Source organism: Sphingobium sp. TomTYG75 (genome assembly GCF_054771635.1).
Genome location: NZ_BSRE01000002.1, coordinates 994460 through 1019998, shown reverse-complemented (window position 1 = coordinate 1019998; position 25539 = coordinate 994460). Strand labels below are relative to the sequence as shown.

22 protein-coding genes and 2 pseudogenes are annotated in these 25539 nt (G+C 60.6%); 10 read left to right on the top strand and 14 right to left on the bottom strand.

The genetic code is table 11. The features are described 5' to 3' along the window. Positions 1-502 (top strand): annotated as a pseudogene (locus ACYU81_RS18215) (ISNCY family transposase); the annotation flags it as partial. Positions 503-752: 250 nt separating this feature from the next. Beyond that, positions 753-1523: pseudogene (locus ACYU81_RS18210) on the top strand (IS30 family transposase). Positions 1524-1677: 154 nt separating this feature from the next. Here the strand turns inward: ACYU81_RS18210 and ACYU81_RS18205 are convergent. The 8 genes from ACYU81_RS18205 to ACYU81_RS18170 form a co-directional block, all read right to left on the bottom strand. Continuing rightward, a complete protein-coding gene (locus tag ACYU81_RS18205) occupies positions 1678-4017 on the bottom strand; it encodes a TonB-dependent receptor (protein WP_460989102.1) in 2340 nt (779 codons plus the stop codon). Positions 4018-4123: 106 nt separating this feature from the next. After that, entirely contained in the window at positions 4124-5257 is a 1134-nt protein-coding gene (locus ACYU81_RS18200; protein ID WP_460989101.1) for a helix-turn-helix transcriptional regulator, read from the bottom strand. A 98-nt stretch (positions 5258-5355) separates the two neighbouring features. After that, the gene (locus tag ACYU81_RS18195) at positions 5356-6075 is read right to left on the bottom strand and encodes an SDR family NAD(P)-dependent oxidoreductase (RefSeq protein WP_449469271.1); all 720 of its coding nucleotides are present in this window, start codon (positions 6073-6075) and stop codon (positions 5356-5358) included. A gap of 14 nt (positions 6076-6089) precedes the next feature. Beyond that, positions 6090-8219: an FAD-dependent oxidoreductase gene (locus ACYU81_RS18190; protein ID WP_460989100.1), complete on the bottom strand. Its 2130-nt coding sequence runs from the start codon at positions 8217-8219 to the stop codon at positions 6090-6092. Between the two features lie 93 nt (positions 8220-8312). After that, a complete protein-coding gene (locus tag ACYU81_RS18185) occupies positions 8313-8840 on the bottom strand; it encodes a nuclear transport factor 2 family protein (RefSeq protein WP_449469274.1) in 528 nt (175 codons plus the stop codon). A 2-nt stretch (positions 8841-8842) separates the two neighbouring features. Next, positions 8843-9616 carry an SDR family NAD(P)-dependent oxidoreductase gene (locus ACYU81_RS18180; protein ID WP_460989099.1) on the bottom strand — a complete coding sequence of 258 codons (774 nt, stop codon included), beginning with the start codon at positions 9614-9616 and terminating at the stop codon, positions 8843-8845. 21 nt (positions 9617-9637) lie between these two features. Then, positions 9638-10705: a Rieske 2Fe-2S domain-containing protein gene (locus tag ACYU81_RS18175; protein ID WP_460989098.1), complete on the bottom strand. Its 1068-nt coding sequence runs from the start codon at positions 10703-10705 to the stop codon at positions 9638-9640. Between the two features lie 71 nt (positions 10706-10776). Beyond that, on the bottom strand, positions 10777-11223 hold the full coding sequence (locus ACYU81_RS18170; RefSeq protein ID WP_460989097.1) for a nuclear transport factor 2 family protein: 447 nt from the start codon (positions 11221-11223) through the stop codon (positions 10777-10779). A gap of 114 nt (positions 11224-11337) precedes the next feature. Between ACYU81_RS18170 and ACYU81_RS18165 the strand changes: the two genes are divergently transcribed. Next, complete coding sequence (locus ACYU81_RS18165) at positions 11338-12195, top strand: SDR family NAD(P)-dependent oxidoreductase (RefSeq protein ID WP_460989096.1); 858 nt, start codon at positions 11338-11340, stop codon at positions 12193-12195. 6 nt (positions 12196-12201) lie between these two features. Here ACYU81_RS18165 and ACYU81_RS18160 read toward each other — a convergent pair whose 3' ends face one another. Genes ACYU81_RS18160 through ACYU81_RS18135 form a run of 6 tightly spaced genes read right to left on the bottom strand, consistent with a single transcriptional unit; the run spans position 12202 to position 18339 of the window. Next, positions 12202-13878 (bottom strand): FAD-dependent oxidoreductase, encoded by a 1677-nt coding sequence (locus ACYU81_RS18160; protein ID WP_460989095.1) that lies wholly within the window; start codon positions 13876-13878, stop codon positions 12202-12204. Then, positions 13875-14927 carry a zinc-dependent alcohol dehydrogenase gene (locus ACYU81_RS18155; RefSeq protein ID WP_460989094.1) on the bottom strand — a complete coding sequence of 351 codons (1053 nt, stop codon included), beginning with the start codon at positions 14925-14927 and terminating at the stop codon, positions 13875-13877. The genes ACYU81_RS18160 and ACYU81_RS18155 overlap by 4 nt, the downstream gene beginning before the upstream one ends. 14 nt (positions 14928-14941) lie before the next feature. After that, positions 14942-15730: an SDR family NAD(P)-dependent oxidoreductase gene (locus tag ACYU81_RS18150; RefSeq protein WP_460989093.1), complete on the bottom strand. Its 789-nt coding sequence runs from the start codon at positions 15728-15730 to the stop codon at positions 14942-14944. A 28-nt stretch (positions 15731-15758) separates the two neighbouring features. After that, positions 15759-17045, bottom strand: coding sequence for an MFS transporter (locus ACYU81_RS18145; RefSeq protein WP_460989092.1), 1287 nt, complete (start codon positions 17043-17045; stop codon positions 15759-15761). Beyond that, positions 17042-17554 carry an SRPBCC domain-containing protein gene (locus tag ACYU81_RS18140; protein ID WP_460989091.1) on the bottom strand — a complete coding sequence of 171 codons (513 nt, stop codon included), beginning with the start codon at positions 17552-17554 and terminating at the stop codon, positions 17042-17044. The genes ACYU81_RS18145 and ACYU81_RS18140 overlap by 4 nt, the downstream gene beginning before the upstream one ends. Before the next feature lie 14 nt (positions 17555-17568). After that, a complete protein-coding gene (locus ACYU81_RS18135; protein WP_460989090.1) occupies positions 17569-18339 on the bottom strand; it encodes an SDR family NAD(P)-dependent oxidoreductase in 771 nt (256 codons plus the stop codon). 206 nt (positions 18340-18545) lie between these two features. On the opposite strand from ACYU81_RS18135, the gene ACYU81_RS18130 reads away from it, so the two are divergent. The 7 genes from ACYU81_RS18130 to ACYU81_RS18100 all read left to right on the top strand — a co-directional run bounded on the left by ACYU81_RS18130 (position 18546) and on the right by ACYU81_RS18100 (position 25527). Beyond that, positions 18546-19514: an SDR family oxidoreductase gene (locus ACYU81_RS18130; RefSeq protein WP_460989089.1), complete on the top strand. Its 969-nt coding sequence runs from the start codon at positions 18546-18548 to the stop codon at positions 19512-19514. Between the two features lie 49 nt (positions 19515-19563). Beyond that, positions 19564-21042, top strand: coding sequence for a flavin-containing monooxygenase (locus ACYU81_RS18125; RefSeq protein ID WP_460989088.1), 1479 nt, complete (start codon positions 19564-19566; stop codon positions 21040-21042). A gap of 110 nt (positions 21043-21152) precedes the next feature. After that, complete coding sequence (locus ACYU81_RS18120; protein ID WP_449469292.1) at positions 21153-21617, top strand: nuclear transport factor 2 family protein; 465 nt, start codon at positions 21153-21155, stop codon at positions 21615-21617. Positions 21618-21632: 15 nt separating this feature from the next. Further along, positions 21633-22382 (top strand): SDR family NAD(P)-dependent oxidoreductase, encoded by a 750-nt coding sequence (locus ACYU81_RS18115; protein ID WP_460989087.1) that lies wholly within the window; start codon positions 21633-21635, stop codon positions 22380-22382. A gap of 44 nt (positions 22383-22426) precedes the next feature. Beyond that, positions 22427-23374, top strand: coding sequence for a thiamine pyrophosphate-dependent dehydrogenase E1 component subunit alpha (locus ACYU81_RS18110; RefSeq protein ID WP_460989086.1), 948 nt, complete (start codon positions 22427-22429; stop codon positions 23372-23374). Then, a complete protein-coding gene (locus ACYU81_RS18105) occupies positions 23364-24347 on the top strand; it encodes an alpha-ketoacid dehydrogenase subunit beta (RefSeq protein WP_460989085.1) in 984 nt (327 codons plus the stop codon). Before ACYU81_RS18110 ends, ACYU81_RS18105 begins: the two co-directional genes overlap by 11 nt. Positions 24348-24357: 10 nt before the next feature. Next, positions 24358-25527 carry a dihydrolipoamide acetyltransferase family protein gene (locus ACYU81_RS18100; RefSeq protein WP_460989084.1) on the top strand — a complete coding sequence of 390 codons (1170 nt, stop codon included), beginning with the start codon at positions 24358-24360 and terminating at the stop codon, positions 25525-25527. The last annotated feature ends 12 nt before the right edge of the window (positions 25528-25539 follow it).

The window sequence follows — 25539 nt, the reverse complement described above, 5'->3', positions numbered from 1 at the left end:
CCTCGCCCCGCATGATGATCTGCGCTCGATCATGGTCTGGCGTGAGCAGCGGACGGTGACGGCGGCGCTGACGCTGCATTACAACAAGGCGATGTTCATTCTGGAGCCGAACGATCTCGCCAGGAAGCTGGCGCGCAAGCGGGTGACGATTTGCGAATATCCCGACGGCCGACTGGAGATCGAGCATGAGGGCCATGTCCTGCCTTATCGCCAGTTCGACAAGATGCGGCAGGTGAACCAGCCTGCGATTGTAGAGAACAAGCATCTGGACGCAGCGCTGCTGCTGGCCAGACAGATGCAGGCGATCATGCCGCATCATCGTAAACGCAACAACGATGCCCCTGCCCGCCGTGACCAGCCAATGCATCTCTTCCCCGAACCGGCACCGCCGCCCAAGATCGACCGCCGCAAACTGGGTGGCTCGAAGCTCAAGCGCGGTCCCAGGCTCAGTGACGAGGCGTTGCGTGAACGCGGCACGCTCGCTTTCGTGCAAAGGACATGACCGGGCCCACTGCAGGGCAGCGGGTCCATGGTTTACTAACCCCAGGTCAGCGCATCAGCAGGGTCTGCGCTGCGCTGTGTCGATGGCTCCACGCAGCCCCTGCTGTTACCCAACCTGTGACATCTCTATATGGCGGAAATAGGGACTTCTCTACATGGCAGGAACATTTCGTGTAAGCGGTGGATTCTAATTCGAAGTGCGAAATCCTAGGATTTATAGGGATTTGATCCCCTTTCCAGGACGGCACGCAGTGAACGGCTATCAGCATCTGAGTTTGGACGAGCGGCGGGACATTTATCGATTGGTCGACGGTCTGTGCGGCAGGTTGTGGACGCGCTGCGGCGCCATCCATCGACGATTTATCGCAGACAGATTGCGGGTTACTTGCGGGCGTCATCAGGGCAACCGGGACGCGGTGTGCCACCTGGCGGTTGCCCGCCGTTCGCGCCGACAACGCTACGCTACGCTCGTAAGCCACGCGGTCTCCATATTACTGTGGTCAATACGATCGGCGCACGACCGCCGGAAATTGCGGATCGCAGCAAATTCGGACATTGGGAAGGCCATCTTCTGATTTTTAGGAGAGAGTATGGCAAAGCCAATCTCACCTCGCTAGTCGAACGCCGCAGCCGCTTCACTTTCCTCGCGCATAATCCGAGCCGGCATTCCGCTGGGGTCATGGCCGGCATCGATCGGCGTTTGCGGGGCATCCCCCCTGCCCTCCGGCGCAGCATCACCTTCGATCGGGGCACGGAATTTGCCGCTTTTGCGACACTGCGAAACAGGCTCGGCATCACCAGCTATTTCTGCCTGCCGTCCACGCCCTGGCAGAAAGGTGGCGTGGAAAATTGCAATGGACGGATACGGCGCTTCCTGCCCTCCAACACATTGCGCTGCTGTCGGACAAGGAAATCCACAAGCCGTCGCTGATCGCCTCAACAGCACAGCCCTCCAGTGCCTGGGCTATCGCGTCCCGCACAAGGTCGTGGGAGAACAGATCGCCCTCCTTAAGCCCGGATGAAATGCTATGCATCACCCCGGGTGTCGCACTTCAAATCGTAACCGCCGGAAGGGATAGCCATTTTCTGACGAGGAAGGCGGTATACCCGTCCGTTGCAATAAGACATGGAGTGTGTGTCGACAATAACGAAGCAGCCGACACACACACTTGAAGTTCAGAACGCGATACCGACGTCGATCCCGTATGTGCGCGGAGCCTGGAAGGTGCCGAGTACCCACGTATCGAAGATCGGAAACAGAAACTCTGGCTTATCCGAATTGTTGAGATTTTTGCCCCAGAGGGAAATCTTGCCCTTGGCGTTGCCTACCGGGATTTCGGCAAAGGTGAACCGTGCGCCTATTTCCCAAGTTGCCCTTATCACCAACTTGTCGTCGAGTACGGGGTCACCAGCGCCGATACAGCCGTCGGTCGCCGATTGTGTGGCCCCCACCGGGCACTGCAACCGGAAATGATCGCCCTTATACTGGCCATCAATGCGGAAGCTCATCTTGGTGCCATCTGGAAATTCGGGGAACTCATATTGCGCAGCGACATAGCCGGTGCGCCGGGGTTGATATGTACGCACCGGGGTAGCTGCCGGATTAGCCGTCTGTGGCTTTGCATTGACGTCCGTAAAGCCATAGGTGCCGGTCAAAGTAAGGCCGTCGACCGGCAGGATCGTGGCTTCAATTTCGTAGCCCCGCGCTCTTTCGCTACCGGCATTCAGCAGGATGTTGCCACCCTGATTGGGATCAAAGCCCGTCACCTGGAGGCCTTTTCGATCCGCCTGGAATAAAGCGACGTTAAGTCGGACGCGCCGATCAAGAAATTCAGACTTCACGCCCGCTTCGTAGGATTTAATTGTTTCCGGCTGGAATTCCGCGCCATGGAAGATACCCCCCGAAACGAAACCGGTGGCAAATTTCGCATAGACATTGCTGCTCTGGGCAAACTGATATTTCAATGATGCGTCATAATCGACGCGATCCTGCTTGGCGTTGAAGCTGCCGCGCTGAACCGTGGGGGTCCGATCCGCATCAATCAGATCATTCTCCGTGCGATCATCTTTAGAATAGCGGATGCCGCCGCCCAGTTCGAGCGCATCGGTCAACCTGAGATTGGCATGGGCATAAGCCGCGTAAGATTTGTTGAGCACCTTAAGCAGGTCGCCACCCGCAAGATAGCTGCCGGGATTGTCGATGGGGATCGGGACGCCCGGCTGGCTGATCTGTCCGAAGATGGTCGGGCTGTTGAGGTAGGCCTTTTCGCGATAATAAAATAGGCCACCCACAAAATCCAAACTGCCGGTCTGACCAAGGAGTTGCAGTTCGTGGGACGACTGCCGCTGCTTTGCATAGCGCTCGGCTGCAAGCGCCTGAAAATACCCACCGGTCCCGCCATAAGGGTCCACCAGCGAATTTCCGTCGAGATCAGACGATGAGTTCAGCGTAAACCCGCGCAGTCCGCCAATATATTTGACGCTCAAGGAATCGCTAAGCTCATAAACAGCCGTAAGGCTGTGGCCCCAGGTTTTCTGGGTAGCTGGAGAAAGGCCATCGATCGGAATGCGGTCGAGCCGCGTCAGGCTCTCCACCATCGTGCCGCCAAGTGCAGGCTGGTTCGGGAAGTTGGTGATGCCGCTAAATGCGTCGCCGCTGTGCAGCAATTGCATGGCGTCGAGCGTGGTTACCATATCGGTATAGTTGAAGCGATAATCGAGCGTCAGGCCATCGATCCCGGCATAGCGGATTGCTGCGAAAAACGACTCGGTGTTGTTCGCGCCAAAGCTCTTCGCACTGGTCGACGGCCCGAACGGTTCCGGATAAAGGAATGTACGCTGCGGGGCGGAATTCTTTACATAACCGTCATTTTCGTCATGGACATATGTGAACCGCGCCGAAAGACCAGCCCATTCAGGCGTGTTGACCGTTATCCGCCCGCGATGGCGATGGTAGTTTCCTAGCGTTCCTTCGGCCTCGACACCGAATTTACCGGTCGGGCTGGCCGTCACAAATGCGATTGCGCCGCCGGTAGAGTTGCGGCCAAAGAGTGTGCCCTGTGGACCGCGCAGGACTTCGAGATGTTCAAGATCGGCCAGATCGAAGGCGGAGTTGCCCGGTCGGCCAAGATAAACGCCATCTACATAGAGCGCGACGCCGGAATCGACCTGGAAGTTGATAGAACCGGACGAAACGCCGCGAATATTGAACTGCGGCGCGCTGGGCGAGCCTGCCTGCTTCTGGATATTGACGTTTGGCGCGGTCTTGCCGACGTCCTGGAAGCTCTTGATCTGATAATCCGCGATTTGAAGCGCACCGAGAGCTGTTACGGCTGTTGGGACATTTTGCAGGTTTTCAGAACGCTTCCGCGCAGTAACCACGATGTCCTGAAGACCCACGCCCTGCGTCGCTTGAGCGGGTGCTGCTGGCGAAGAATCCTGCGCATTTGCCTGCGACGCTGCCAGAGCAAGCATCAATGCCGAACCAGCAAGATAATGATATTTTCCGTAAGCCATCTTCGATATCCCCTCGGTTCTGTCCGCTTTGGCGCGGATCCTGTGGGGTTGAGCATCGCCCTGCTAAGCGCGTTGCAATACCTTCAAATCAATTAGGTTGGATAATTTAGCGGCGAACGACGGCGAGTTCGGGCAGACTGGTGTGGATGAGATGCACAAGCTGTGATTGGCGGGTCGCGCCCGTCTTGGCAAAGATAGAGCGGAGATGCGCGCGCACGGTGTTTTCGGCAATGCCCAGCCGATGCGCGGTCTCGATCACCGACACGCCGTTTGCAAGCGAAGCCGCGATCGACGCCTCTGTCGGGGTAAAGGCGAACAATTCCCTCAGGGCATCGCTGGTCACGACGCACTGACGTTCCGGATCGCCCAGGAAAAGCGCGATGGCCGGCGTTGTGCCGCCATGCATGAAATTAGGAATAGTGATTGACCGAATGACGATTCCGATGTCCCGGTGGCCCGATGGACGTTCGACCAGGAATACTGAAGGAGATGATCCTGGCGCGACGTTCACCGCATCCTTGAGTTGCTGGCGAAATTCGCGGTCACGGTTGGAATTGGCGATCGCCAGACGCTGCCCCACGATGCTTATCCCATCCCCATCGGCCAGGATGGATGCGGCAAGTTCGTTCATCTTGAGAACATTCAGATTATGATCGAGCATCACGGTGCCGACAGCGAACTGTTCGATGGCGCCGGTCATCACTGCCTGCTCCGAACGGGACACCTCCAGTCGGCGATAGAGTTCGACCGCCTGCCGCAGATGGGGCACGATTTCTTCTATACGGCCGCGCTCTTCAGTATCGAAAGGCGCGCCATGAGGCGCCCTCGTCAGCCGAAGTCGGGCTTCCAGGCCATTGCTTATGCGCAGATCCACGCCAAGAACGTGCGAACCGTCGATGCCTTCCAGCCACCCTTTATAATAGGCTGAATTTTTGAGTTTCGCCTCGGCCACATATTCATACAACGCCACGACCTTGCCTTCGGGCAGGCCGACAAAGGGGTCGATCTGCATAAAGCGGTCAAGATATTCCTGAATCGCAGGCGGTGGTGCGGTGGGCGTTATCATTGTGCCCAAACCATCCATATTGGGCGGCGTGAGGATCAGCGTTGCCCATTTTGCGTTCACATGATCGCGAAGCAGCAGCAGAAAGTCTCGCCATGGATCTTCGCTGACCAGCGAAGCATTGAGTGCCAGGATCATACGCGAAAAGCAGGCGACCTCATTCGCGTGTGCGACCATCCTATTATCTCCTTCGCGCTCCTTTACCGGATGCGTCTGATGGAGAGCGTAGTCGGTTGCGCGAGGCTTGCCAATCGTCACCATGTCTTTGGCAAGCATCATGCCTCAGCGATCATATACCCGCCGCTCGCCACCAGACATTCCCCCGTCACAAACCGCGCAGCCGCACTGGCGAGGAACAGGGTCGGCCCTGCTATGTCGTCTGGTGTTCCCCAGCGGCCAAGCGCCATCCGCTGCGCCGTGCCGGGACCATAGACAGGATCATCGGCGTAGCGCTCCGTCATCGGCGTGCGAACCGGACCGGGCGCCACGGCGTTGATCCGCACGCCCTTTGCCCCCCACCCTTGCGCCAGCGATTTGGTCAGTAGCAGAAGGCCAGCCTTGGCCGCGCTATATCCGGGGAACATGGAGTTGCCAAAGATCGCCATCATCGAGGCGATCGTCACGACCGCGCCGCCGCCGTCGTGCCGACTTTGCACCAGCAGCGGCAGGCAGGCGATCGTCAACGCATGGACGCCTTTCAGATTGGCGTCGATGGCTGCGTCGAAATCCTCCGGGACGGACGTACCGCCCGCATTGTTAATGAGGATGTCCAACGCCCCCAAACCCGCTACCAAGGCGTCGATGCTAAGCCGGTCGCCAAGACGAAGGGGGCAATAGGTGGCACCCGGCGGAATGTCTTCATAATCCGCTTCTGTCGGCCGTGTACCCGTGACGATAACATGTGCGCCCGCAGCGATGAAGGCAGCAGCGATGCCCGCGCCGATCCCGCTGGTCCCGCCGGTGACGAGCACGTGCCGTCCGGTAAAGTCGAACATCGCCATTCCTTTCTTCAAATATCAATCACGGCGTCGGCCGCATCCTGCATCGCACCTTCGATATAGCCTACACCATTGGCGTCGCCGATGCTGCGCACACTGAATCCGGCCGCTTTCAGTTGGTCGGCCAAACGAGAGTCGCCTTGCGCGCCCTTGGCGACGATCACCTGGTCGGCAGCCACCGTTCTCACTTGTCCGAAGCTGTTGCGGTAGCTGACGTTCTTATCGCCAATCGCAATGTCCCCGGCGTTCGGCAGGAGCGTGACGCCCAGATGATGAAGTTCATCAAGCACCCGCCAGCGGCGCACGACCTGAAGACCCGCACCCATCTTGGCCGCTTCGTCGATCACGACGACCTTTCGACCGCGCTTGGCAAGGAATTCGGCCAGTTCCAGCCCAACCAGTTCGCCGCCGATAATCACCACGCGTTCGCCAAAGGGCATGAAATAGGTGCTGGCAGCGCGGATGAAACCGGGCCGCCCCGTCAGGCCAGTGACACGACCTGCACGCATCATCAGCCGCGTCTTGGTATCGACCTTGCGCGCCAGCTTGCCCAGATCCTGTCCCAGCATCAGGCTGCGCATTTCGTCGCCGCTGAACACGTTGTCGCGATCCGCGCCGGGAATGGGGGGCAGCGCACGTCGCGCGCCGGTAGCGACCACGACTTCGTCGGGGATCAGGGTAGTGAGCAGTTCGGGCGTCGCCTTCGTGCTCAGTTGCACGGTGATATTCGGATCGCCCTTCACTTCCCGTTTCAGCCAATCGACAATGCCCTGGTTCGGGGCATAGGCGATCGATGCGAAGCGGGCGGTCCCGCCTAAGGAGTCTGTTGCCTCCAGCAGCGTGACCCGATGGCCCCGCTTTGCCAGCCGACGAGCCGCCTCCATCCCGGCGGGACCACCGCCGATCACGACAATATGGCGAGCGGCGGCGGCAGGAACGAGCGCGCGCTCACGCTCAAAGCCTGTTTCGGGATTGACCGCGCATTTCACCGGACGACTGAAAAATATCTGGCTGATGCAGGTGTAGCAGTAGACGCAGGGGCGAATCTGATCGGCCTTCCCCGCGGCCAGCTTGGCCGGCAAATGAGGGTCGGCCAACAGCTTACGGCCCATCGTCACGAAATCCAGCTTCCCATCAGCGATGAAGCGGTCGGCATCTTCCGGCTCGATCCGGCCGGGACAGATGATCGGTATAGTCACATGTGCCTTGATCCGCGCTGCCGCCTCGACAAACCCGTTGCGCGTGTCGGTTGCATGTCCGGTCGAATAGGTAAGGCCCCGACCCGGATGGCCATCGGCCGATATGTGGATGGCGTCTGCTCCTGCCTCCTGCGCCAGCCGGGCGGTCGCGGCCGCGTCCTCCACTGTGATGCCGCCGTCGATCAGGAAATGCTGGCTGTCCAGGCGCGGCCATATCGGCATGTCGGGGCCGACGGCAGCGCGCACGCCGCGAATGATATCGCATAGCAAGCGCGAGCGGTTCTCGATCGAGCCGCCATAATCGTCGTCGCGCTGGTTAATCAATGGATTGAGGAACGATGAGATCAGGTAACCGTGACCGGCATGAAGTTCGACCGCATCGACGCCTGCGCGCTGGGCGCGTTGCGCGGCGCTGGCGAACATCTGGACCAGTTGCTCGATATCCTGCACGGTCATGACGCGGTAGTTGGGCGCACCCATGGCAGCAAATGGCGCGGTAAAGATGGCCAGTTCATCCTCCAGGAAGCCGTCCATCATATCGCCATCGCTCTTGCCGACCGCCGGGATCGAAGGCGTCCAGATCGGTCGTCCAGCCAGCATGTCATTCATCGCGACCAGACCAGCGTGCTGAAGCTGCATCGCGAGTTTCGCGCCATGAGCGTGGACCGCGTCGGCCAGCGCCCGCACGCCCGGCACATGGCGCTCGTGCGAAATCGCCTCGTTGCGCCAGTTGCCGGAGCCTTCGGGATAGCCGATCGATACCGATCCCATCATGATCAGCGCCGCGCCGCCCTTTGCGCGTTCCTCATAATAAGCGCGCAGCCGTTCGCCGGTGATCCCGTCCTCGTCCGCAAGGTTGGACCCCATCGGCGTCATGAATATCCGATTGCGCAAGTCCATCGCGCCGATACGTCCCGGTGCGAGCAGATGGCTATAGGCCATGTGGCGATCCTCCTTCACCCTGCTCGGATGGCAGGTGCTAAACATCCTGATTGGTGGTTACGCATCAGGCGCGCATCATCAATTTGTAGGGGATCAGCGCCGTTCCAGCATGGTTATGAGCCTGTCCTTCATCGGATCGACCCATTCCGCCTTAAGCGTGGGGCTGAGCAGACCCGCATCCTCCAGCTCATCGCACAGGCGCATCTGGTGGGCGATGTCGAACAGATCATATTGCGATGAAAATTTCCCGCCGCCGCCATAGGTGATCAGCGATACGCCATGCGTCTCGTAAAATCCCCCGTCCGCTCGTCTGCCGGGGCCGCGATTGACCCAGTGACTGATGATCCGATCATCCGCGATCGCCCAGTCCAATATGGGGAAGGTCCAGCCCTCCCATCCTGAACCGACATCCATGTCGCGGCCATAATGGGTCCGTCTTATCGCCTCCCGCCCGTCCGCACGAACGGGCATCGCGCCACCATAGGGACAGATATAGACGCAATCCTCATGGTAGAGTTCGTCGGCGATCCATGACCAGTCGTTACGCGCCTCCGCTTCGACAAAGGCGTCGCGCAGGCGGGTGATGGCGGCCTCGACCTCTTGTTGTGGATAGGATGCCATGCCTAGATGCCGTAGCCACCCGATACGTTGATCTGCTGCCCGGTAACATAGGCGGCGCGGTTGGATGCAAGGAACACCGCCGCCTCACCGATCTCTTCCGGCTGGCCCCAGCGCTTGAGGGCAAGACCCTTTTGCACTTCCGCCACCCATTCGGGACCGAACACGCCCTGTTTCGTCAGTTCCAGGAACATACCGGCCTCGATCACGCCGACGAGCACGCTGTTCGCACGGATGCCGTGCCGTCCCTCTTCCCGCGCAATGCCGCGGACGAGCGATTCATTGCTCGCCTTGGGCGCGACAGACAAACCGTCTTTCTCCGGCCAGCGCATCTGCCCCGCCGATCCCAGCGTGACGAACGATCCGCCGCCCTGTTCTCGAAAATGCGGCAAGGCAGCCTGCACGGCATTGAAGAAGCCATGGACCTCTATGTCGATCGCGCGACGCCATTGTTCGTGGGTGGTATCGCCCAGCATGACCTGATCGACCAGTGGCCCGGCGCCCCAGACTACCGTGTGGATGCGTCCGTGCGCTGCGACCGCCGCTGCGAATGCCGCCTCGACCTGTTCACGATCGCGCACATCGGCACGATGCGTTGATGCCTTCTGCCCCTCGCTCTCAATTGCGCTGGCCAGCGTTGCGGCGGCATCTGCCTTCGAATGATAGCCGATCGCCACGTCCGTTCCGGCTTCTGCGAAACATTGCGCCACACTGCGACCGATCCCGCCGCTGCCGCCGAACACCAAAGCTGCTCCTGCGGGAAATTGTACCTTGCCCATCGTCATCCTCTCAATGCTTTTTCAGGCCGCCGCGCTGCTGCCGCGCGTGTCATATGTCGTGATCTTGCCGCCCACCCGATCCTGAAATTCACTGGCGCGGGCGCGCGGGTTGTAAAATTGTCGATACCAGATGCGCACCTTGCCAAACGGCCCGTCCGCCGGAATTTGGAGTGGGTTGAAACAGGGACGCTTGTTGGCCCAGATTTCAAAATCCTGCGCGAGCGCCAGCCGTCCCGCCTCGGCATAACCATATGCGATTGCGATGTCGTCCTGCGTTGGCGGCGTGTTGGCAGCCTTCGACATCAGTGCATGCCAAACCATTACCACGCCATCCTCGACTGGCGTATGGCAGATCAGCATCAGCGAGGGGTACGCCCCGGTCAGTCGCGCCTGAAGGATTGCAGGCCCGGTATACCATGTGTCGGTTTCCAGCACTGCATCGCTGCTGACCAGCGTACGGTGGCCCGCGCCGAACGTCTGGTGAAGGATCGGCCCATTAAAGGCGTTTTCGAAATAGGCGCAGTCGGTCGATCCGTGGACCGGAACCATGTGCGCGGCGTCCGCCATATTGTCGAGTACCTCCTGCGGATGGCAGGGGATGATGCCCAGATGATCGACCTGCCAGCGCACCCAGCTTGGATCGTCCCATTCCGCAAAGGGGGGCAATTCGATATCCGGCTCCTGGCCTTCTGGGTCGTGCCAGTACCAGATGATGCCCGCGCGCTCGATGATCCGGTGGGTCGGCAGGCAGGCAGCTTTGGGGACGAACTTTGAATAGGGGATGTCGTCGCACGCACCATCCGGGCCGAAACGCCATCCATGATAAGGGCAGCGGATCGATTCGCCCTCCACCTGCTGACCATCGCGCACGATGTAAGAGGTCGTGTTCTTGGCCAGGTGCGCGCCAAGATGAGGACAATAGGCGTCGACCATGTGCGCCGTACCACTTTCGCCGCGATACAGGACGAAGTCCCGGCCGAAATAGTGGATCGTGCTTGGGGTTGCCGAGACTTCGCTCCCTTCGGCGACCATGAACCAGCCGCGGGGGAATGTATATTCGCCCAACTCATAGTCTGCGGTTTGTGCCATCTTCGCTCTCCAATCCGACTTTTGACCGCTATTTGAGACCTTCGATCCGGCCGCCGATACCTCGAAATAGACTAGGCGGTGCGTGCGCCGCCCGTTTCGCTCCACCCGGCATTCTCACCGAGCACCTTCGACACGACCTGAGGGTTCACATATTCGCGCCAGCGCGTGATCCGGCCTCCGGCAAAATCAAGAATGCTGACATATCGGTTGGAATAGGGTTCGCCCGTCGGAATATAGCGGCTGTGCGAGCTATATTCGGCAATCAGCCGATCCTTGGCGGCCAGATCGTGGATGACCTCAATGCGATAGGCGTAAGGATCAAAATCGCGCCAGCTCGCTTCCAACGCATCGCGAAACCAGCGCGCACCACGGTGTTCGAGCGGAAAGCCCGCCATAACGGGAAAGGGCCATTCGAGCTGTATGTCGTCGGCAAGGCAGGATTCGAACGTATCGAAATCCTTGATACCAAGCGCCGTCAGCATCCGAACGAACAAGTCACGATTGGCGGTACTGGTCATCGATCCTCTCCTTTTGCCTGGCGCTAACCGATTTTCGAAAGTCGCGATTACTTGATTTGGGGGGAGGAGCGAGACGCGGCGCAGGATAATGACGAGCGAGATAGGAGAGAGACAATGACCAGTAATAAAATCGTGGTCGTCACAGGCGCGAGCCGAGGCGCGGGCAAAGGGATCGCGATCGCACTGGGGGGCAGGGGCGCTAAGGTCTATGTTACCGGTCGTTCGCTGAGCGACGAGGGGCTGCCGCTCCCCGGCACGATCGGCGCCACCGCGCGCGCCGTAGATGAAGCGGGCGGACGGGGTGTCGCGGTCGCACTCGATCATCGTGATGATGCGGCGGTGGAAGCCTTTTTTTCGCGCGTCGCGGATGAGGCGGGCCATATCGACATTCTCGTCCACAGCGCCACCGCGCTTTCCGACGATCTGGTAAAGCCGGGACCTTTCTGGGAGAAGTCCGGCGATCTGGCCGATATTCTAGATGTCGGACTGCGTTCCGCCTATATCGCGACACGCGCGGCCGCTCCGTTGCTGCTAAAGGCGCAGGCCGGGCTGGTCGTCGCGGTCTCGTCACCGGGCGCGCATTGCTACATGCATGGTCCGGGCTATGGCGCGCAAAAGGCGGGCCTCGACAAGATGATGTTCGACATGGCGCACGACTTCCGCCCGTTCGGCGTCGCCACATTGTCGATCTGGCCGGGACCGATGCGGACCGAACGGCTGGAACTGGGGCGAAAAGAACGGCCCGAAGTCTATGGCCAGATGTATGACGCCGCCGAAACGCCCCAATTGCAAGGGCTGGTGATCGATGCGGTTGCGCGTGATCGGGACCGGATGGCGCTATCGGGCAAGGCCTTTTACACTGCGGATCTCGCCATGCGTTATGGCCTTACCGATATCGATGGCCGCGAACCCTCCTCCTTCGTAGCGATGCTTGGCGAGCCACGTCCCTTCCATCCGGCCGTCATCGAATAGCGCTTCTCAATTGGCGCCCGTTGCATCGCGGGCGGCGATATAGGCGAAGGTCATCGCCGGGCCGATCGTCGATCCCGCACCGGGATAGGATCGGCCCATCACCGAAGCGGCGCTGTTACCGACCGCATAGAGGCCGGCAACGGGCTGCCCCGCCGCATCGAGCACGCGCGCGCTGGCATCGGTGGCAAGGCCGCCGCTGGTGCCGATATCGCCCGCATTGATTGGCAGCGCGTAGAAAGGCGCTTTCTCGAGCGGCAGGAGATTGGGATTGGGCTTCACCTTCTGATCGCCATAATAGCGGTCATAGGGCTGCTGCCCACGGCCGAAATCAGGGTCCTGCCCAACCCGTGCATTTTCGTTGTAGCGAATGACGGTCGCTTCCAGCACGGTCGGATCGACATCAATCTTCCTTGCCAGTTCCGCGATGGTGTCCGCCTTGCGCATGAGTGCGCGGACAGCGGATGAATGCATCCAGTCCGGTATCATCGGCATCAAAGGCCCCATCGGATAGCGCCAGCGGAACCGTGCATCGAGCAGGATCCAGGCCTGTCCCCCGCCTGCAGCGCGCATCGCTTCGCCAGCCTTGTGATAGGAGGCGGCTTCGTTGAGGAAACGCTTGCCGGAACTGTCGACGATCATTGATCCCGGCAGGGAGCGTTCGAAGAAGAGCGGCCGGGCGCGATCTTCGCCCGGAACCTTGATCGTGGGCGCCCACCAGGCCGAATCCATCCGTGTCGTGACCGCGCCAACGGCTTGTGCCGCGCGGATCGCGTCGCCGGTATTACCGCTCTGGCTGCCCGACCAGTCGGGGTTGGGAGAGCCGGTGAGATAGCGTGCCCGCATTTGTGCATCACGTTCGAACCCACCGGCGGCCAGGATCACGCCCTTGCGCGCGCGAATACGCCGCTCGCCCGCGTCCGTTTGCACCACCGCGCCCTCGACGCGGCCATCGCGCTGGATCAGGGACAGGAGTGCATGGCGATAGCGAATATCCACCTTACGCGTGTCGAGCGACAATTTCAGCCGGGCGAGCAGCGCGTTGCCAGAGGTCAGGAAGCGGCTGCGCTTCGATCGCAGGCGCTGGCCGAAATCGGTATAATGGCGCCACAAGGCCTTCGTCAGCATCTTTTGCCAACCGGGCATCCGCGTGATCAGCGGCGCGGCCTCGGCGGCGGTCCAGCTTATCCGGCCGAACAACAGCCCAGCGGGATGCGTCGGCCGCAAGCGATCAAGATCATCGCCCAGCGCGCGGCCATCGATCGGTTGCGGATCATGGCTGCGCCACCCCATTTTGCCACCTGGAAGCTCGGCGTGATAATCGGTGTAGGGGATCGAAGCGTAGCGTACCTGCGTCTCGCGTTCGAGGTAGGCCAGCATCGCCGGGGCATTGTCGACAAAGGCCGTGATCTGATCCGCGTCGACGTCATCACCGGCAAGCGCGGTGATGTAGCGCGCGGCTTCTTCGGGGCTATCGTCCGCGCCGGCGGCTTTCGCCAGGTGGCTCGCAGGAACCCAGATCACGCCACCCGATGTGGCGGACGTACCACCGAACTGGTCGCTTTTTTCAACGATGGCCACCGTCGCATGGTTATCCGCAGCCACGATCGCAGCCGTCAGCGCACCGGCCCCTGATCCCACGATCAGGATATCGACCTCTTCATCAAATCCGTTCATCGCGCTCATGACTTCTCCATCGTCAGCATCACTTTCAGGGCCTCCGGCGCGCATTGCGCAGCAAATGCCGCTGCCGCCTGGTCGATCGGGAATTGATGGGAGACCAGCGCCCCCCGATCGACTCGTCTCTCGGCCATCATCGCCAGCGCCTCGACCAGTTCTTCCGGCGCATACCCGTTCGATCCCATGATCGTCGGCTGCTTCTGGATCACCGGACCGAAGTCGATCGTCATGCGATCCTCATAACCGCCGAAACATACGATCCGCCCGCCGTCCAGTGCGATCAACCTCAGCGCCGTTTCCAGTGGCGGCGGGCCAGGCATATGCTTGATGTATCCGGCGCAATCGAACACCACGCCGATCCGGGCCGAGACGCCGTTATAGCCCTCCTCAATACCAGTGAGAGCGGCAATCTGATCGAACACATCACCATCGCGCGCGTTGATCGCCGCGGTAGCACCGACTGCCAGCGCCGCTTCAAGCCGCGCAGCATGAACATCCACCGCGATCAATGATCCGGTCTCTACGCCCTTGGCGCGAATCGCCTGGATGACGCCCAGCCCGATGATGCCAACGCCGAATATGACGACATTCTCTCGGCTTCGGATTGCCGCCTTGCGCACCATCTGTAGCGCATCTGCCATTGGCTCCGTGGTTGCAGCTTCGATGAAGCCAACCGCGTCCGGCACGCGCACAAGCTGGTATGGATTGACCGGCACCGCGACAAAATCGGCCATGCCGCCGCCCATGCCGGTAACGCCGACGACCCGGTCGCCGATCGACCAGCCCGTCACACCTTCGCCCAGGGCGGCGATGGTGCCCGCAAACTCATGGCCGGGGACATGATATCCTTCCGGCGTCGGACGGACGAGTTGATCGCGATAGGCGCCGTTACGGAACATGTGCAGGTCGGACCCGCAGATTCCGCAGGCAGCGACCGCTACTATGACCTCGCCAGCGGCAGGCGCAGGGATCGATGCATCGCGCCGTGCATCGACCGTGCCCGGCTCCACGAAATCGGCGGCGCGCATCACGCGTGGTTCGACAGATGAATGCATAACAGTCCCGTTCCTCACCCTGGCATGAACTCGCCACCATTGATGTCTAGGCTCGCGCCTGTGACTACCGAACAATAATCCGACAGCAGCATGATGATCGGCCGTGCGCACTCGCGATCGGTCGGCATTCGGCGCAGCGCGATGTTCGCTTCCTGCGCTGCCTTTAGTTCCGCGACCGACTGGCCGGTTTCCTTCGCCATATGGTCGAACGCCTGCTCGACCGAATGACCCCACATCCACCCCATGAAGGCCGAATTGACCCGGATGTTCCACTGCCCGACTTCCGTCGCCATCTGCATCGTCGCCATCGCCATTGCGGCTTTGGACGTGGCATAGGCGGCCTGCTGCACCCAAGGCTTGCGCGTCACCTGTGTGTTTACATTGACTATCGATCCGCCGCCTGTCTCGCGCATCTCCCGTATGACTGACTGGCAAAGGTCCAGTGTTCCGAACAGGTTGACGTCGAAGGTGCGCCGCCACTCGTCGAAATCAGCATCCACGACATCGGTGAAGGCGCCGGGAATATAGGCGCTGTTGATCAGGCCATCGATACGCCCGAAACGCTGTTTGGTAGCTGCGACCAGCCGTGCGACATCCTCGCGCCGGGAAATGTCGGTTGGAACCTTCAGTACCTCGACATCATGCCCTGCCTCTCGGATCAGCGCTTCGGCTGCGTCCAGCTTTGCAGAAGTGCGCGCGGCCATCACGACATGGCCGCCTTCGGCCGCCACCAGCGAGGACAGTTCCTGCCCCAGCCCCGGACCAATGCCCGAAACGATCACTACCTTGTCCTTAAGAATCATGTTCATCTCCAGATGTCTTGAACCAATGTCAGTCAGCCGCGCGGCGCGCGCGACGCTCGACCAACAGGAAAATACAGGCGGCCAGGCCGAAGCCGGCGATTTGCAGCACGATCGGCGTCCAGTAACTGCCGGTGGCGTCGAACAGCGCGCTCGCCAGCGGTGAAATACCGAAGGTGAACGGGACGGTGAACAGTGTTACAAGACCCATTGCGCGGGCAAAATTACGGATGCCGAACAGCCGGGTCAGCAGCACGCCCTGCGCTGCCGCAATCCCACCACCGCACGCACCCACTATAATCGCATCCAGCACCAGCAGCGAATAGGCGACCGGCTGGAGGAAGATGAACCAGACGATGCCCTGGACAAGGCAGTTGAGCGCCAGAGCTTGCCCCGGCCCGAGCCTGTCGGCAAGCCAACCGAACACAATCGCGCCCAATATGCCTGTACCGCCGGAAATGGCGAACAGGAAGGATGCTTCTTCCAGCGGCCAACCCTGTCCCATGACAAGTGGCACCAGATGAGCGGCTTTCAGGATGCCACCCCCAACGGCGATGCCGATGGCGGCGGTGACGAACCAGGTCACCGGTCGGGACAGCATATCCCGCGCGGATAGCAATGACCGCGCCTCGACCGGATTGTTGGCTTCGTCATGACCGAGCGGAACCTGGCCAACCTGTTCGGGCCGATCAATCACCAGTGACATGAACGGCAGGACGATCAGATGGGCAAGGCCAAGCCCGATGAGTACGGCATCAAGCCCAAACCGCTGGAGTGCCCACGAACTGATCATCGGCACGATCATCACGAACACCGGCATGGTGACGAAGCCCAGTGCACGGCCCTGTCCACGAATGAACCAGTTGCTTACCAGGATGTTGGACGGCATCACGCCCAGCAACAAGACGCCGGGCGACACGAGCAGAGCGAATAACGCAAGGAACATGCCGATGCCCGTAGAGAAGGGCAGCAGCACATAGCCGCTAGCGGCAAGCAATGCGCCGATCGTCATCATGCGGCGGATCGACATACGCACAAGGAGCATGCCGATCATCGGCGCACCGAGCGATAGGACGAGGATGGTCAGTGAAATGGCCAGCGTCGAGAGCGTTCGCGTTGTCGCGAAACGCTGCTCGATGGCAAGAACAAGCGTACCGAAAGACCCGAAGGTGAGTCCGACCGCCACATTCTGCGTCAACGCGGCGATCCACACCATGCGCCACCCCAGAAAGCGGGATGGCCTGCCCCCTGTCGGCAAGAAGGCTGCTTCACTATCAAATCGCTGCGGTTGCATCGCCTGACCCGTGCTCGCGGTCATTGTGAGCCAGCTTGCCGCTCGGCATGGAAAGCCTCAGCACGGGCCTTGAGCGCGCGGGCGGTATCGTCGAAGGCCCGTTTCACCCACGGACCGCAAAAGCGCATCACATGAACGCCGTTTTCACCCAGAAACGCGTCGGTCGACCAATAACGGCAATTTCCTCCCTCAACGGGCTCGATCATCTGGTCGCGGCGTGCGGCATAGGGCCATGCCTCGTGCCAGGGCGCCTCCCACGCCAGTCGCCGCTCTGGCTCAAACGCGCAGACATATTCGCAATTCACCAGCAGCGCGCCGGGATTGGGATAGTTGACAAGGCTCATATGGACCGGCGCGCCGATTTCGAGCGTGGATGCCGCCTTCACGCAAAAGGGGTTCCATTCCCCATAACGGTCCAGATCGACCAGAATCTCCCACACTATTCCGGCAGGTGCCTCGATCGTGAACTTGTCGGAACTCACGACATTGGCCGGATCAAAGCCGGTTTTCTGATCGAAGGCGGTGTCGAGCATGGTTGGTCCTTTGTTCAGTTGGCGTCTGGGGCGGTCGGAAAGGCGGACAGCAGCGCTGCGTCGACAAGCTGCGCCTGCCCGTTGATTGCCGCCGATGCCGGTCCCATCAGGAACAGTGCGACTTCGGCCACCATCTGCGGCGTCAGCTCGCCACGATAGGTCGGCGGCGTGATGTTTTCCGGCGGCAGAAGCTCATCCTGCGGAGGTGCGCCTACCATTGGCGTCTGCACCGGGCCGGGACAAATCGCATTGACCCGCAGGCCGCGCGCGGCAAATTCGCGTGCTGCGGCGCGGACTAGGCCAACGACGCCATGCTTGGCGGCAGTATACCCCACGGCATCGGAAAAGCCGAGCAACGCGGCTGCAGAGGCCGTTACAACCGCCGCGCCACCGGGGCGCAGTCGCCGCTGCGCCTGTCGCAGACCCAGGAAAGGCCCGCGCAGATTGATTGCAATCATCCGGTCGAACTGGTCGACCGTGATCGTGTCGAAGGGACCATAGTCCTGCAACGCCCCAGCGTTGAGAAAAGCCATGTCCAGCCCATCGAGCGCCGTTTCGGCTTCGTCGAAAAAGCGGACAGTATCGGCTTCGCAGGACACATCGCCCGCGATGGCGATAGCATGGCCGCCGCGCTTCGTGATCAAATCAACAATGCGCTGCCCTTCGCCTGGCCGGATATCAACGATCGCAACGCGGCAACCTTCCTCGGCAAGACGCATTGCCGCAGCGGCGCCGATTCCCGAACCGCCGCCCGTGATCAACGCGGACCTGTTTTTGAACATCATGAAACCGCCCGATCCTCATCCTATGCTGGTCGTATCGCCAGTTCTGTTCCGGCAACATGCTCCGTTGGAAAAGCCGGTGCCTCATCCAAACAGAGGAGGCGCTGTAAATCACGGTCTAGTCAATTTGGGGGTGGAGCGACGCCGTCTTTTGGATCAGCCAATGGAGATCGGATGCGCCGCACGACATCCGCTCAAGGAGAAGATGTTTGGAACAGCTACGCTATGACGGCCAGGTCGCCATCGTCACCGGTGCGGGGCGTGGTTTGGGCAGAAGCTATGCCCGGATACTGGCTGCACGTGGCGCAAAGGTCATCGTCAACGATCTGGGCGGATCGACTACAGGTGGTGGAAAATCGTCGGACCTGGCCGAGGCCGTGGTCGGCGACATCATGGCGCTGGGCGGGGAAGCAATCGCCGATGCTGGCGACGTGACGGACCCCTCGACCGCGCAACGCCTTGTCGCGCTTGCACTCGATCGTTGGGGCCGTGTCGATATCGTCATCAACAACGCCGGCAGCATTGCGCCGGACGTGACACAATCCTTCGCTGAGATGGAGTTGGCGCAGTTCGACCATCAGATGCAGATCCACGCCTATGCCCCCTTCCATCTCGTACACGCCGCATGGCCAGCGATGCTGCGTCAACAGTACGGGCGCATCGTCTGCACATTGTCGGATTCGATGTTCGGGATGGGTGGAGGCGCCGGAATCGGCTACCCGGTGGCAAAGATGGCGATAATGGGGTTCGTGCGGGCGTTAGCGATGGAGGGCGCCCCGCACGGGATTACGTGCAATGCGATCTCGCCAGCCGCCTTTACCCGGCTGGTCGCCATGCATCTTCCCGACAGCGACATTCGCGACTGGATGGAAAAGGCCGCCACACCCGAACGCGTGGCGTCAGTGGTCGCCTGGCTGGTCCATCGCGATGCAACATGCACCGGCCAGTCGATCGCTGCATCCTCTGGCCGTTTCGCCAAAATCGTGACCGGCTTTTCAAAAGGTTATGCCGGTGGCGACCTGACCATCGAAGAGGTGCGCGACCATTTCGATGAAGCCATCGCGACGGACCATATCGATCTCATCGAAAATACCGGCGATGCGATCGCGCTATACCTTAGTGCGCTCAAGGAACGACGGCTGTCCGAGTTGAACAGTCCGCCCGAATGGGTCGCCTGAACGCCCATGCCACAGAATCACCACGACCAGATCGAAAGCGTACCGACTCATGGCTAAGCAGGAAATGGAAACCGGCCACCGCAGATTAAGCTTTGCGATAATTGGCGCGGGCATGGCCGGACTGCTAGCCGGGATTCGGCTAGACCAGAAGGGTGATGCAGATTTCACTATCTACGAAAAAGGCGACACCGTCGGTGGCACATGGCGGGAAAACCGTTATCCGGGCCTGACCTGCGACGTTCCCGCCCATGCCTATACCTATAGTTTCGCGCCCAACCCGGAATGGACGCAGTTTTTCTCCCCCGGTCCGGAGATTCAGCATTATTTCGAACGGATCGCGGACGATTATCGGCTCCGTGACCGCATCCGCTTCAATTCGGAAGTGACGGACTGCCGCTACGTTGATGGCCGCTGGCATATCGAGACATCCGATGGCTGCAAAGACATCGTCGATGTCATCATCGCCGCGACCGGCGTGTTGCATCACCCCAATATCCCGGCCATTCCCGGCCTGGAGGACTTCGGGGGTGATAGCTTTCACAGCGCACGCTGGGACGACAGCGTAGCGCTCGACGGCCGACGCATCGGCGTGATTGGCAATGGTTCGACCGGCGTCCAGATCGTCTCGGCCCTGTCGACCCGCGCCAGCACGCTTGTCCATTTCCAGCGGTCGCCACAATGGATCATGCCGGTCCAGAACTTCATCTATTCGGAAACCGACCGCCACGCCTTTCGTTCGGATGTGTCCAGGATCGACGCGATCCGCTTCGGCGAGGAATATTGGGCCGGCATCCGGCGGTTTAACAAGGCGATCATTGAGGTGGATTCGCCCGAAATGGCGGAAATAGAAGGCGTGGTCCTCCGTAATCTGGAGGACAATATTCAGGACCCGGTACTGCGCGAAAAACTCCGGCCTGATTATCGCGCTGCCTGCAAGCGGCTGATCTATTCGCCCGACTATTATGAGGCGGTGCAACGTCCCGGTGTGATCGTTGAGACGGGGGCAATCGAACGGGTCGAGGTCACAGGCGTCCGCATGAAAGATGGCACGCTGCACGAACTGGACGTGTTGGTATTGGCAACAGGCTTCAAGACCGACCGTTTCGTGCGCCCCATTCAGGTAATCGGACGAGGCGGTAATAACCTCGATGATGCCTGGGCGCTGCGCCCGACCGCTTATTACGCAATCACCGTGCCCGATTTCCCCAACCTGTTCCTGCTCAACGGCCCCACCGCACCAGTGGGCAATTTCTCGCTGATCGACATCGCTGAGCGGCAATGGGACTATATCGACCAACTCCTCGATCTTTTGCGCGACGGAACCTGTTCCGCGATCGCTGCAAAGCCCGAAGCCATGGCTGATTATGAGGAGCGCCGTATCGCGGCCGCGAAGCGGACGATTTTCGGCTCGGGGTGCACGAGCTGGTATCTAGACGCGCAGGGCGTGCCCCAGACATGGCCATGGAGCTACGACCATTTCGCCCAATCGATGGCCGCACCACGGATGGAGGATTTCGAACTGGCGTAATCGCGCGCGCAGTCCACCAGTTTGGGCGACTTACCCCAAATGAAGGTGGATGATCGCCAGAGCCACCAGTAATCTCGATGGCGCGGCAAAAGACCGCAAAAGGAATTAAAATGACCGGCGAGGACTATTTCGAGATACAGAATCTCATTTTCACCTACCCCATGCTGCTCGACGGGGGCGATTTCGACGCGGTCGGGCGCCTTTTTGAACATGCTGTCGTTTACAGCGCGGGGATGCTGATGGCCGACCGCGATCCTGCCGCGATGGCAGCCTCGTTCCGCGACTGGGTCATTACCTATTCGGACGGAACGCCGCGGACGCGCCATTTCATAAGCAATGTCATCATTCGGCCGAAGGACGAGGGCACAGCCGTCGTCTCATCCTATGTGATGGTCTTCCAGCAAACCGACACGCTGCCGCTCCAGCCCGTCATCGGCGGAGATTACCGCGACACCGTGGCAAAGGTCGATGGCCAGTGGCGCTTCATCGAACGCCATATGGGCAATGATCTCATCGGCACGCTGACCGATCATGGACGCGATCTGCGCGCGATAACGCCCACGCGAGCGAACTGAACAGGAGCGGAGCTCATGCGATATAAAGACAAGGTCGTCATCGTAACCGGTGCCGCATCGGGCATCGGCCGTGCCACCGCCCGGCGGATGGCATCAGAAGGCGCGATACTTGTGCTTGGTGATCTCAACGAAGCGGGCGCAAAGGCCGTCGCTGACACGCTCGATACCCTGACCACGCCAGTGGTGATCGGGTTCGATGCGGGCGATCCCGATTCCTGCCGCGCCTTCATCGCTGACGCAGCAAAGGCGGCGGGCCGCATTGACATGCTGTGCAACATCGCGGGCATCATGGACTGGGCGCCGCTCGCCCGTTTCGACGACAGCCGCTGGGAGCGGATGGTACGCGTCAATCTGAGCAGCATATTTTACCTCTGCCAGGCGGCGATGCCGCACCTGGTCGCCGCGAAGGGCAATATCGTCAACATCAGTTCGGCGGCGGGCCTCGTCGGCATCGCCTACACCACGGCCTACTGCGCCACCAAGCATGGCGTGATCGGCATCACCAAGTCGTTGGCAGTCGAATTCGCAAGCACTGGCGTTCGCGTCAATGCCATCTGTCCGACCGGCGTGAAAACGGCGATGACCGGGGAACTCGTCTGGCCAGATGATGTCGATGTCAGCCTGCTGACGCGCAATGCATCGAAGATGGGCGACATGATCGACGCCGAAGAAGTCGCCGCTGCCATCGCCTTTCTGGGATCTGACGACGCGCAGAGCGTCAGCGGTATCGCCATGCCCGTCGATGGGGCGCAGACGGCGGGATAATGCACGCGCGTCTTGCCGCAAACAATCAAATGGGAAGAGGGCCAATGTCGGAGCCAAATTCAGAACTCGTCGAGACGATGTTCTCGCGCATGGCGGTATCGCGCGCGATCGAACGGTTAATGCTGCGCCACACGCGCGATCATAAATTCTCCGGCTGGTGGCATCCGGGCGAAGGACAGGAGGCTGCGCCCATCGGCGCGTCCGCCGCTCTCGCGACATCGGATTATCTTTGGTATCAGGGACGCGGCGCTGCCTGGGCGATTGGCAAGGGGATGGCGCCCGGCCCCATCCTTGGCGACCTGCTCGGCAAGATGTCGGGCGCGACACGCGGCAAAGGTGGCGGTGTTCCTCATTGGGCCGACTATTCGATCGGCGTAATGGGCGAAGGCGCGACGCTGGGCAGCGTCTATCCTTTGGCTGGCGGGTCAGCGCTTGCGTCCAAGATCCGAAAGGACGGGCGGGTCTCGCTGGCAAATTTCGGCGACGGCACGTCCGCAAGGGGCACGTTTCACGAAACCATGGTCCACGCTGCTGCATGGAAATTGCCGCTGATCTATTTCTGCGAGAATAATGGCCTGCTGGTTGGTACGCGTCTGGGATCGGTCAACCCGACGACGGACATCGCTGACTACGCGGCGGGCTATCATATTCCCAGTGTCATCGTCGACGGCCAGGATGCGATCGAAGTCTATGCGGCGACCTGTGAAGCGGTCGATCGCGCGCGCCGGGGCGACGGGCCGACGCTGATCGAAGCCAAGGTCACGCGCCGTCGCGGGCATTATGCGGGCGATCCCCAAAATTATCGCAGCGACAGCGAATTCGACGATTATCGCGATCCGCTGGATGTTCTGGCCGCGCGGCTTTCGGGAAATGCCGCTGCACGGCTGATCGAGGAGGCGGAAGCCATCGTGGATGCAGCCTATCGGGAGGCAAAGGCCGCGCCGGACCCCGACATGTCGGTTATCGAACGGGATCTTTATTATGTCGACTGAAACGATGGGCTATAATGCGGCGATGGGCCTTGCCCTGGTTGAAGAAATGCGCGCCGACGACAGCATATTCGTGCTGGGGCAAGGTGTCGCCACGGGCGGATGGTTCGGCACGGAAAAGGGGCTGATCGACGAGTTCGGCGTCGACCGGGTTTTGGACAGCAATATTTCCGAAGCGTTCGAGGCGGGCCTCGCCACCGGGGCGGCGATTGCGGGGATGAAGCCCGTCATCAATATGGGCTTTGGCGATTTCGCTCTGATCGCTGGCGATGAAATTTATCATAAGCTGGCGAAATGGCGCTATATGCACGGCCTGAATGTGCCGATGACTGCCGTCATCATTTTCCCGATCGGAGCGATGGGCGGCGCTGGACCGGAACACTCAAGCTGCACCGAAGTCTTAGGGATGCATTTTCCGGGACTGAAGGTGGTCGTTCCCTCGACGCCGGAAGATGCAAAGGGGCTTATGAAAGCGGCGCTGCGCGAACCCAACCCCGTATTGTTTCACAGTGTCCAGAGCCTGGGGTGGAGCAAGGGATCTGTCCCTCTCGACCCTGAATTCGTCGTTCCGATCGGCAAGGCCGCGATCCGCCGCCAAGGCGACAGCATGACGCTGATAACCTATGGGTCGATGGTATCTCGCTCACTTGCTGCGGCCGATCAGCTCGCCGCCGACGGCATCGATGTCGAGGTGATCGATCTTCGCAGCCTTGTGCCATTGGACTGGGACTGCGTGCTCGGATCGGTGCGCAAGACGCATCGTGCAATGGTCGTCCATGAAGCGGCCAAGACCGCTGGCCCCGGCGCGGAAATCGCGGCGCAGATACAGGAAACCGCATTTTTCGATCTGGAAGCACCAATCCTGCGCCTTGGCGCGAAGGATTTTCCGTTGCCCCAGCACAGTGATCTGGAAGCCCTTTCGATCCCGTCCATCGATGCCATCGCACAGATGGCACGGGACCTGATGAGCCTTTGAGGAAATGCCAATGTCCATTCTACACACCCTCAACATTCCGCAAATGGGCTCGGTAGAGAATGCCAAGATCCTTGAATGGCGAATTTCGGAAGGCGACAGTTTCAAAGAAGGCGATATCCTCTACGAGGTGGAGACGGACAAGACCGCAACGGAAGTCGAAGCGGTCGAGGCCGGGATACTCGCCCGACAGATCGGTCGGGCAGACGACGAGATGAAGATTGGCGACAAGGTCGGCCTCTGGGTTCCGCCCGGCACGTCACCGACCGCGATCGCGGAGGCGCTGGCGGCAATTGATGAGGATGGCCCGGCCACAGTTGCGGAACAGGCCATTGCGCCCTCGACCGCAACGGCCGACCCGACTGACACGAAAAGCATTGCGGGACGGATAAGTCCGCTGGTTCGCAAACTTGCAAAGGATCATGGCGTTGACCTGTCGGCCGTGACCGGAACCGGACCCGGCGGCAAAGTCACGCAGGACGACGTTCTTGCCGCAGGCGGCGGCAATCGGCCGACGCTCGCGCCGCACTCGATGCGGCGAAAGGCCATTGCCCAAACGCTGACGAAAGCGGCGGCAGTGCCTTCGTTGACGGCGGATATGGAAATCGATCTTTCGGCGCTATTCGCAAGGCGCGCCGCCCTGAAAGAGGCTGGGCAACCCACGCCTTCCATTCTGGGCTATATCGCCCATGTCACTGCGACAACCATTCTCAAACATCCAAAGTTAAATGCGACTTGGGGCGAGCAGGAACTGTCGCTTTGGCCAACGGTCAATCTGGGGATCGCGGTCGATGCGGAAGATGGCCTGATAGTGCCGGTGATCCGTAACGCGGAACAGCAAGACCCGATGGCACTCACTCAGGCAATCGCCGCATTGGCGGAGAGCGTCCGTACCGGATCGGTCAGGCAAACGGATCTGGAAGGTGGAACGTTTACGATCTCCAATCCCGGCTCTGTCGGACCTGTCATGCGCGCCGAAGCCTTGCTGAATGTTCCGCAAGTTGCGCTGCTGGGCGTGGGCGGCATCGTTCACTCGCCTCGCGCAGCGATGGTAGACGGTGAATGGACTGTGGCGGTGAAGCCGATGGTCTGTTTTTCACTGACCTTCGACCACCGCGCGATCGACGGAGGCCCCGTCATCGCTTTCCTCAATGCACTGAGGGCCGGGATCGAGGCGCTGTGAGGTCCAACAGGG

Coding starts and splice junctions, on each gene's coding strand:
- ACYU81_RS18205 (WP_460989102.1), bottom strand. CDS start 4,017: ATGGCTTACGGAAAATATCATTATCTTGCTGGTTCGGCATTGATGCTT.
- ACYU81_RS18200 (WP_460989101.1), bottom strand. CDS start 5,257: ATGGTCGCACACGCGAATGAGGTCGCCTGCTTTTCGCGTATGATCCTG.
- ACYU81_RS18195 (WP_449469271.1), bottom strand. CDS start 6,075: ATGTTCGACTTTACCGGACGGCACGTGCTCGTCACCGGCGGGACCAGC.
- ACYU81_RS18190 (WP_460989100.1), bottom strand. CDS start 8,219: ATGGCCTATAGCCATCTGCTCGCACCGGGACGTATCGGCGCGATGGAC.
- ACYU81_RS18185 (WP_449469274.1), bottom strand. CDS start 8,840: ATGGCATCCTATCCACAACAAGAGGTCGAGGCCGCCATCACCCGCCTG.
- ACYU81_RS18180 (WP_460989099.1), bottom strand. CDS start 9,616: ATGGGCAAGGTACAATTTCCCGCAGGAGCAGCTTTGGTGTTCGGCGGC.
- ACYU81_RS18175 (WP_460989098.1), bottom strand. CDS start 10,705: ATGGCACAAACCGCAGACTATGAGTTGGGCGAATATACATTCCCCCGC.
- ACYU81_RS18170 (WP_460989097.1), bottom strand. CDS start 11,223: ATGACCAGTACCGCCAATCGTGACTTGTTCGTTCGGATGCTGACGGCG.
- ACYU81_RS18165 (WP_460989096.1), top strand. CDS start 11,338: ATGACCAGTAATAAAATCGTGGTCGTCACAGGCGCGAGCCGAGGCGCG.
- ACYU81_RS18160 (WP_460989095.1), bottom strand. CDS start 13,878: ATGAGCGCGATGAACGGATTTGATGAAGAGGTCGATATCCTGATCGTG.
- ACYU81_RS18155 (WP_460989094.1), bottom strand. CDS start 14,927: ATGCATTCATCTGTCGAACCACGCGTGATGCGCGCCGCCGATTTCGTG.
- ACYU81_RS18150 (WP_460989093.1), bottom strand. CDS start 15,730: ATGATTCTTAAGGACAAGGTAGTGATCGTTTCGGGCATTGGTCCGGGG.
- ACYU81_RS18145 (WP_460989092.1), bottom strand. CDS start 17,045: ATGACCGCGAGCACGGGTCAGGCGATGCAACCGCAGCGATTTGATAGT.
- ACYU81_RS18140 (WP_460989091.1), bottom strand. CDS start 17,554: ATGCTCGACACCGCCTTCGATCAGAAAACCGGCTTTGATCCGGCCAAT.
- ACYU81_RS18135 (WP_460989090.1), bottom strand. CDS start 18,339: ATGATGTTCAAAAACAGGTCCGCGTTGATCACGGGCGGCGGTTCGGGA.
- ACYU81_RS18125 (WP_460989088.1), top strand. CDS start 19,564: ATGGCTAAGCAGGAAATGGAAACCGGCCACCGCAGATTAAGCTTTGCG.
- ACYU81_RS18120 (WP_449469292.1), top strand. CDS start 21,153: ATGACCGGCGAGGACTATTTCGAGATACAGAATCTCATTTTCACCTAC.
- ACYU81_RS18115 (WP_460989087.1), top strand. CDS start 21,633: ATGCGATATAAAGACAAGGTCGTCATCGTAACCGGTGCCGCATCGGGC.
- ACYU81_RS18110 (WP_460989086.1), top strand. CDS start 22,427: ATGTCGGAGCCAAATTCAGAACTCGTCGAGACGATGTTCTCGCGCATG.
- ACYU81_RS18105 (WP_460989085.1), top strand. CDS start 23,364: ATGTCGACTGAAACGATGGGCTATAATGCGGCGATGGGCCTTGCCCTG.
- ACYU81_RS18100 (WP_460989084.1), top strand. CDS start 24,358: ATGTCCATTCTACACACCCTCAACATTCCGCAAATGGGCTCGGTAGAG.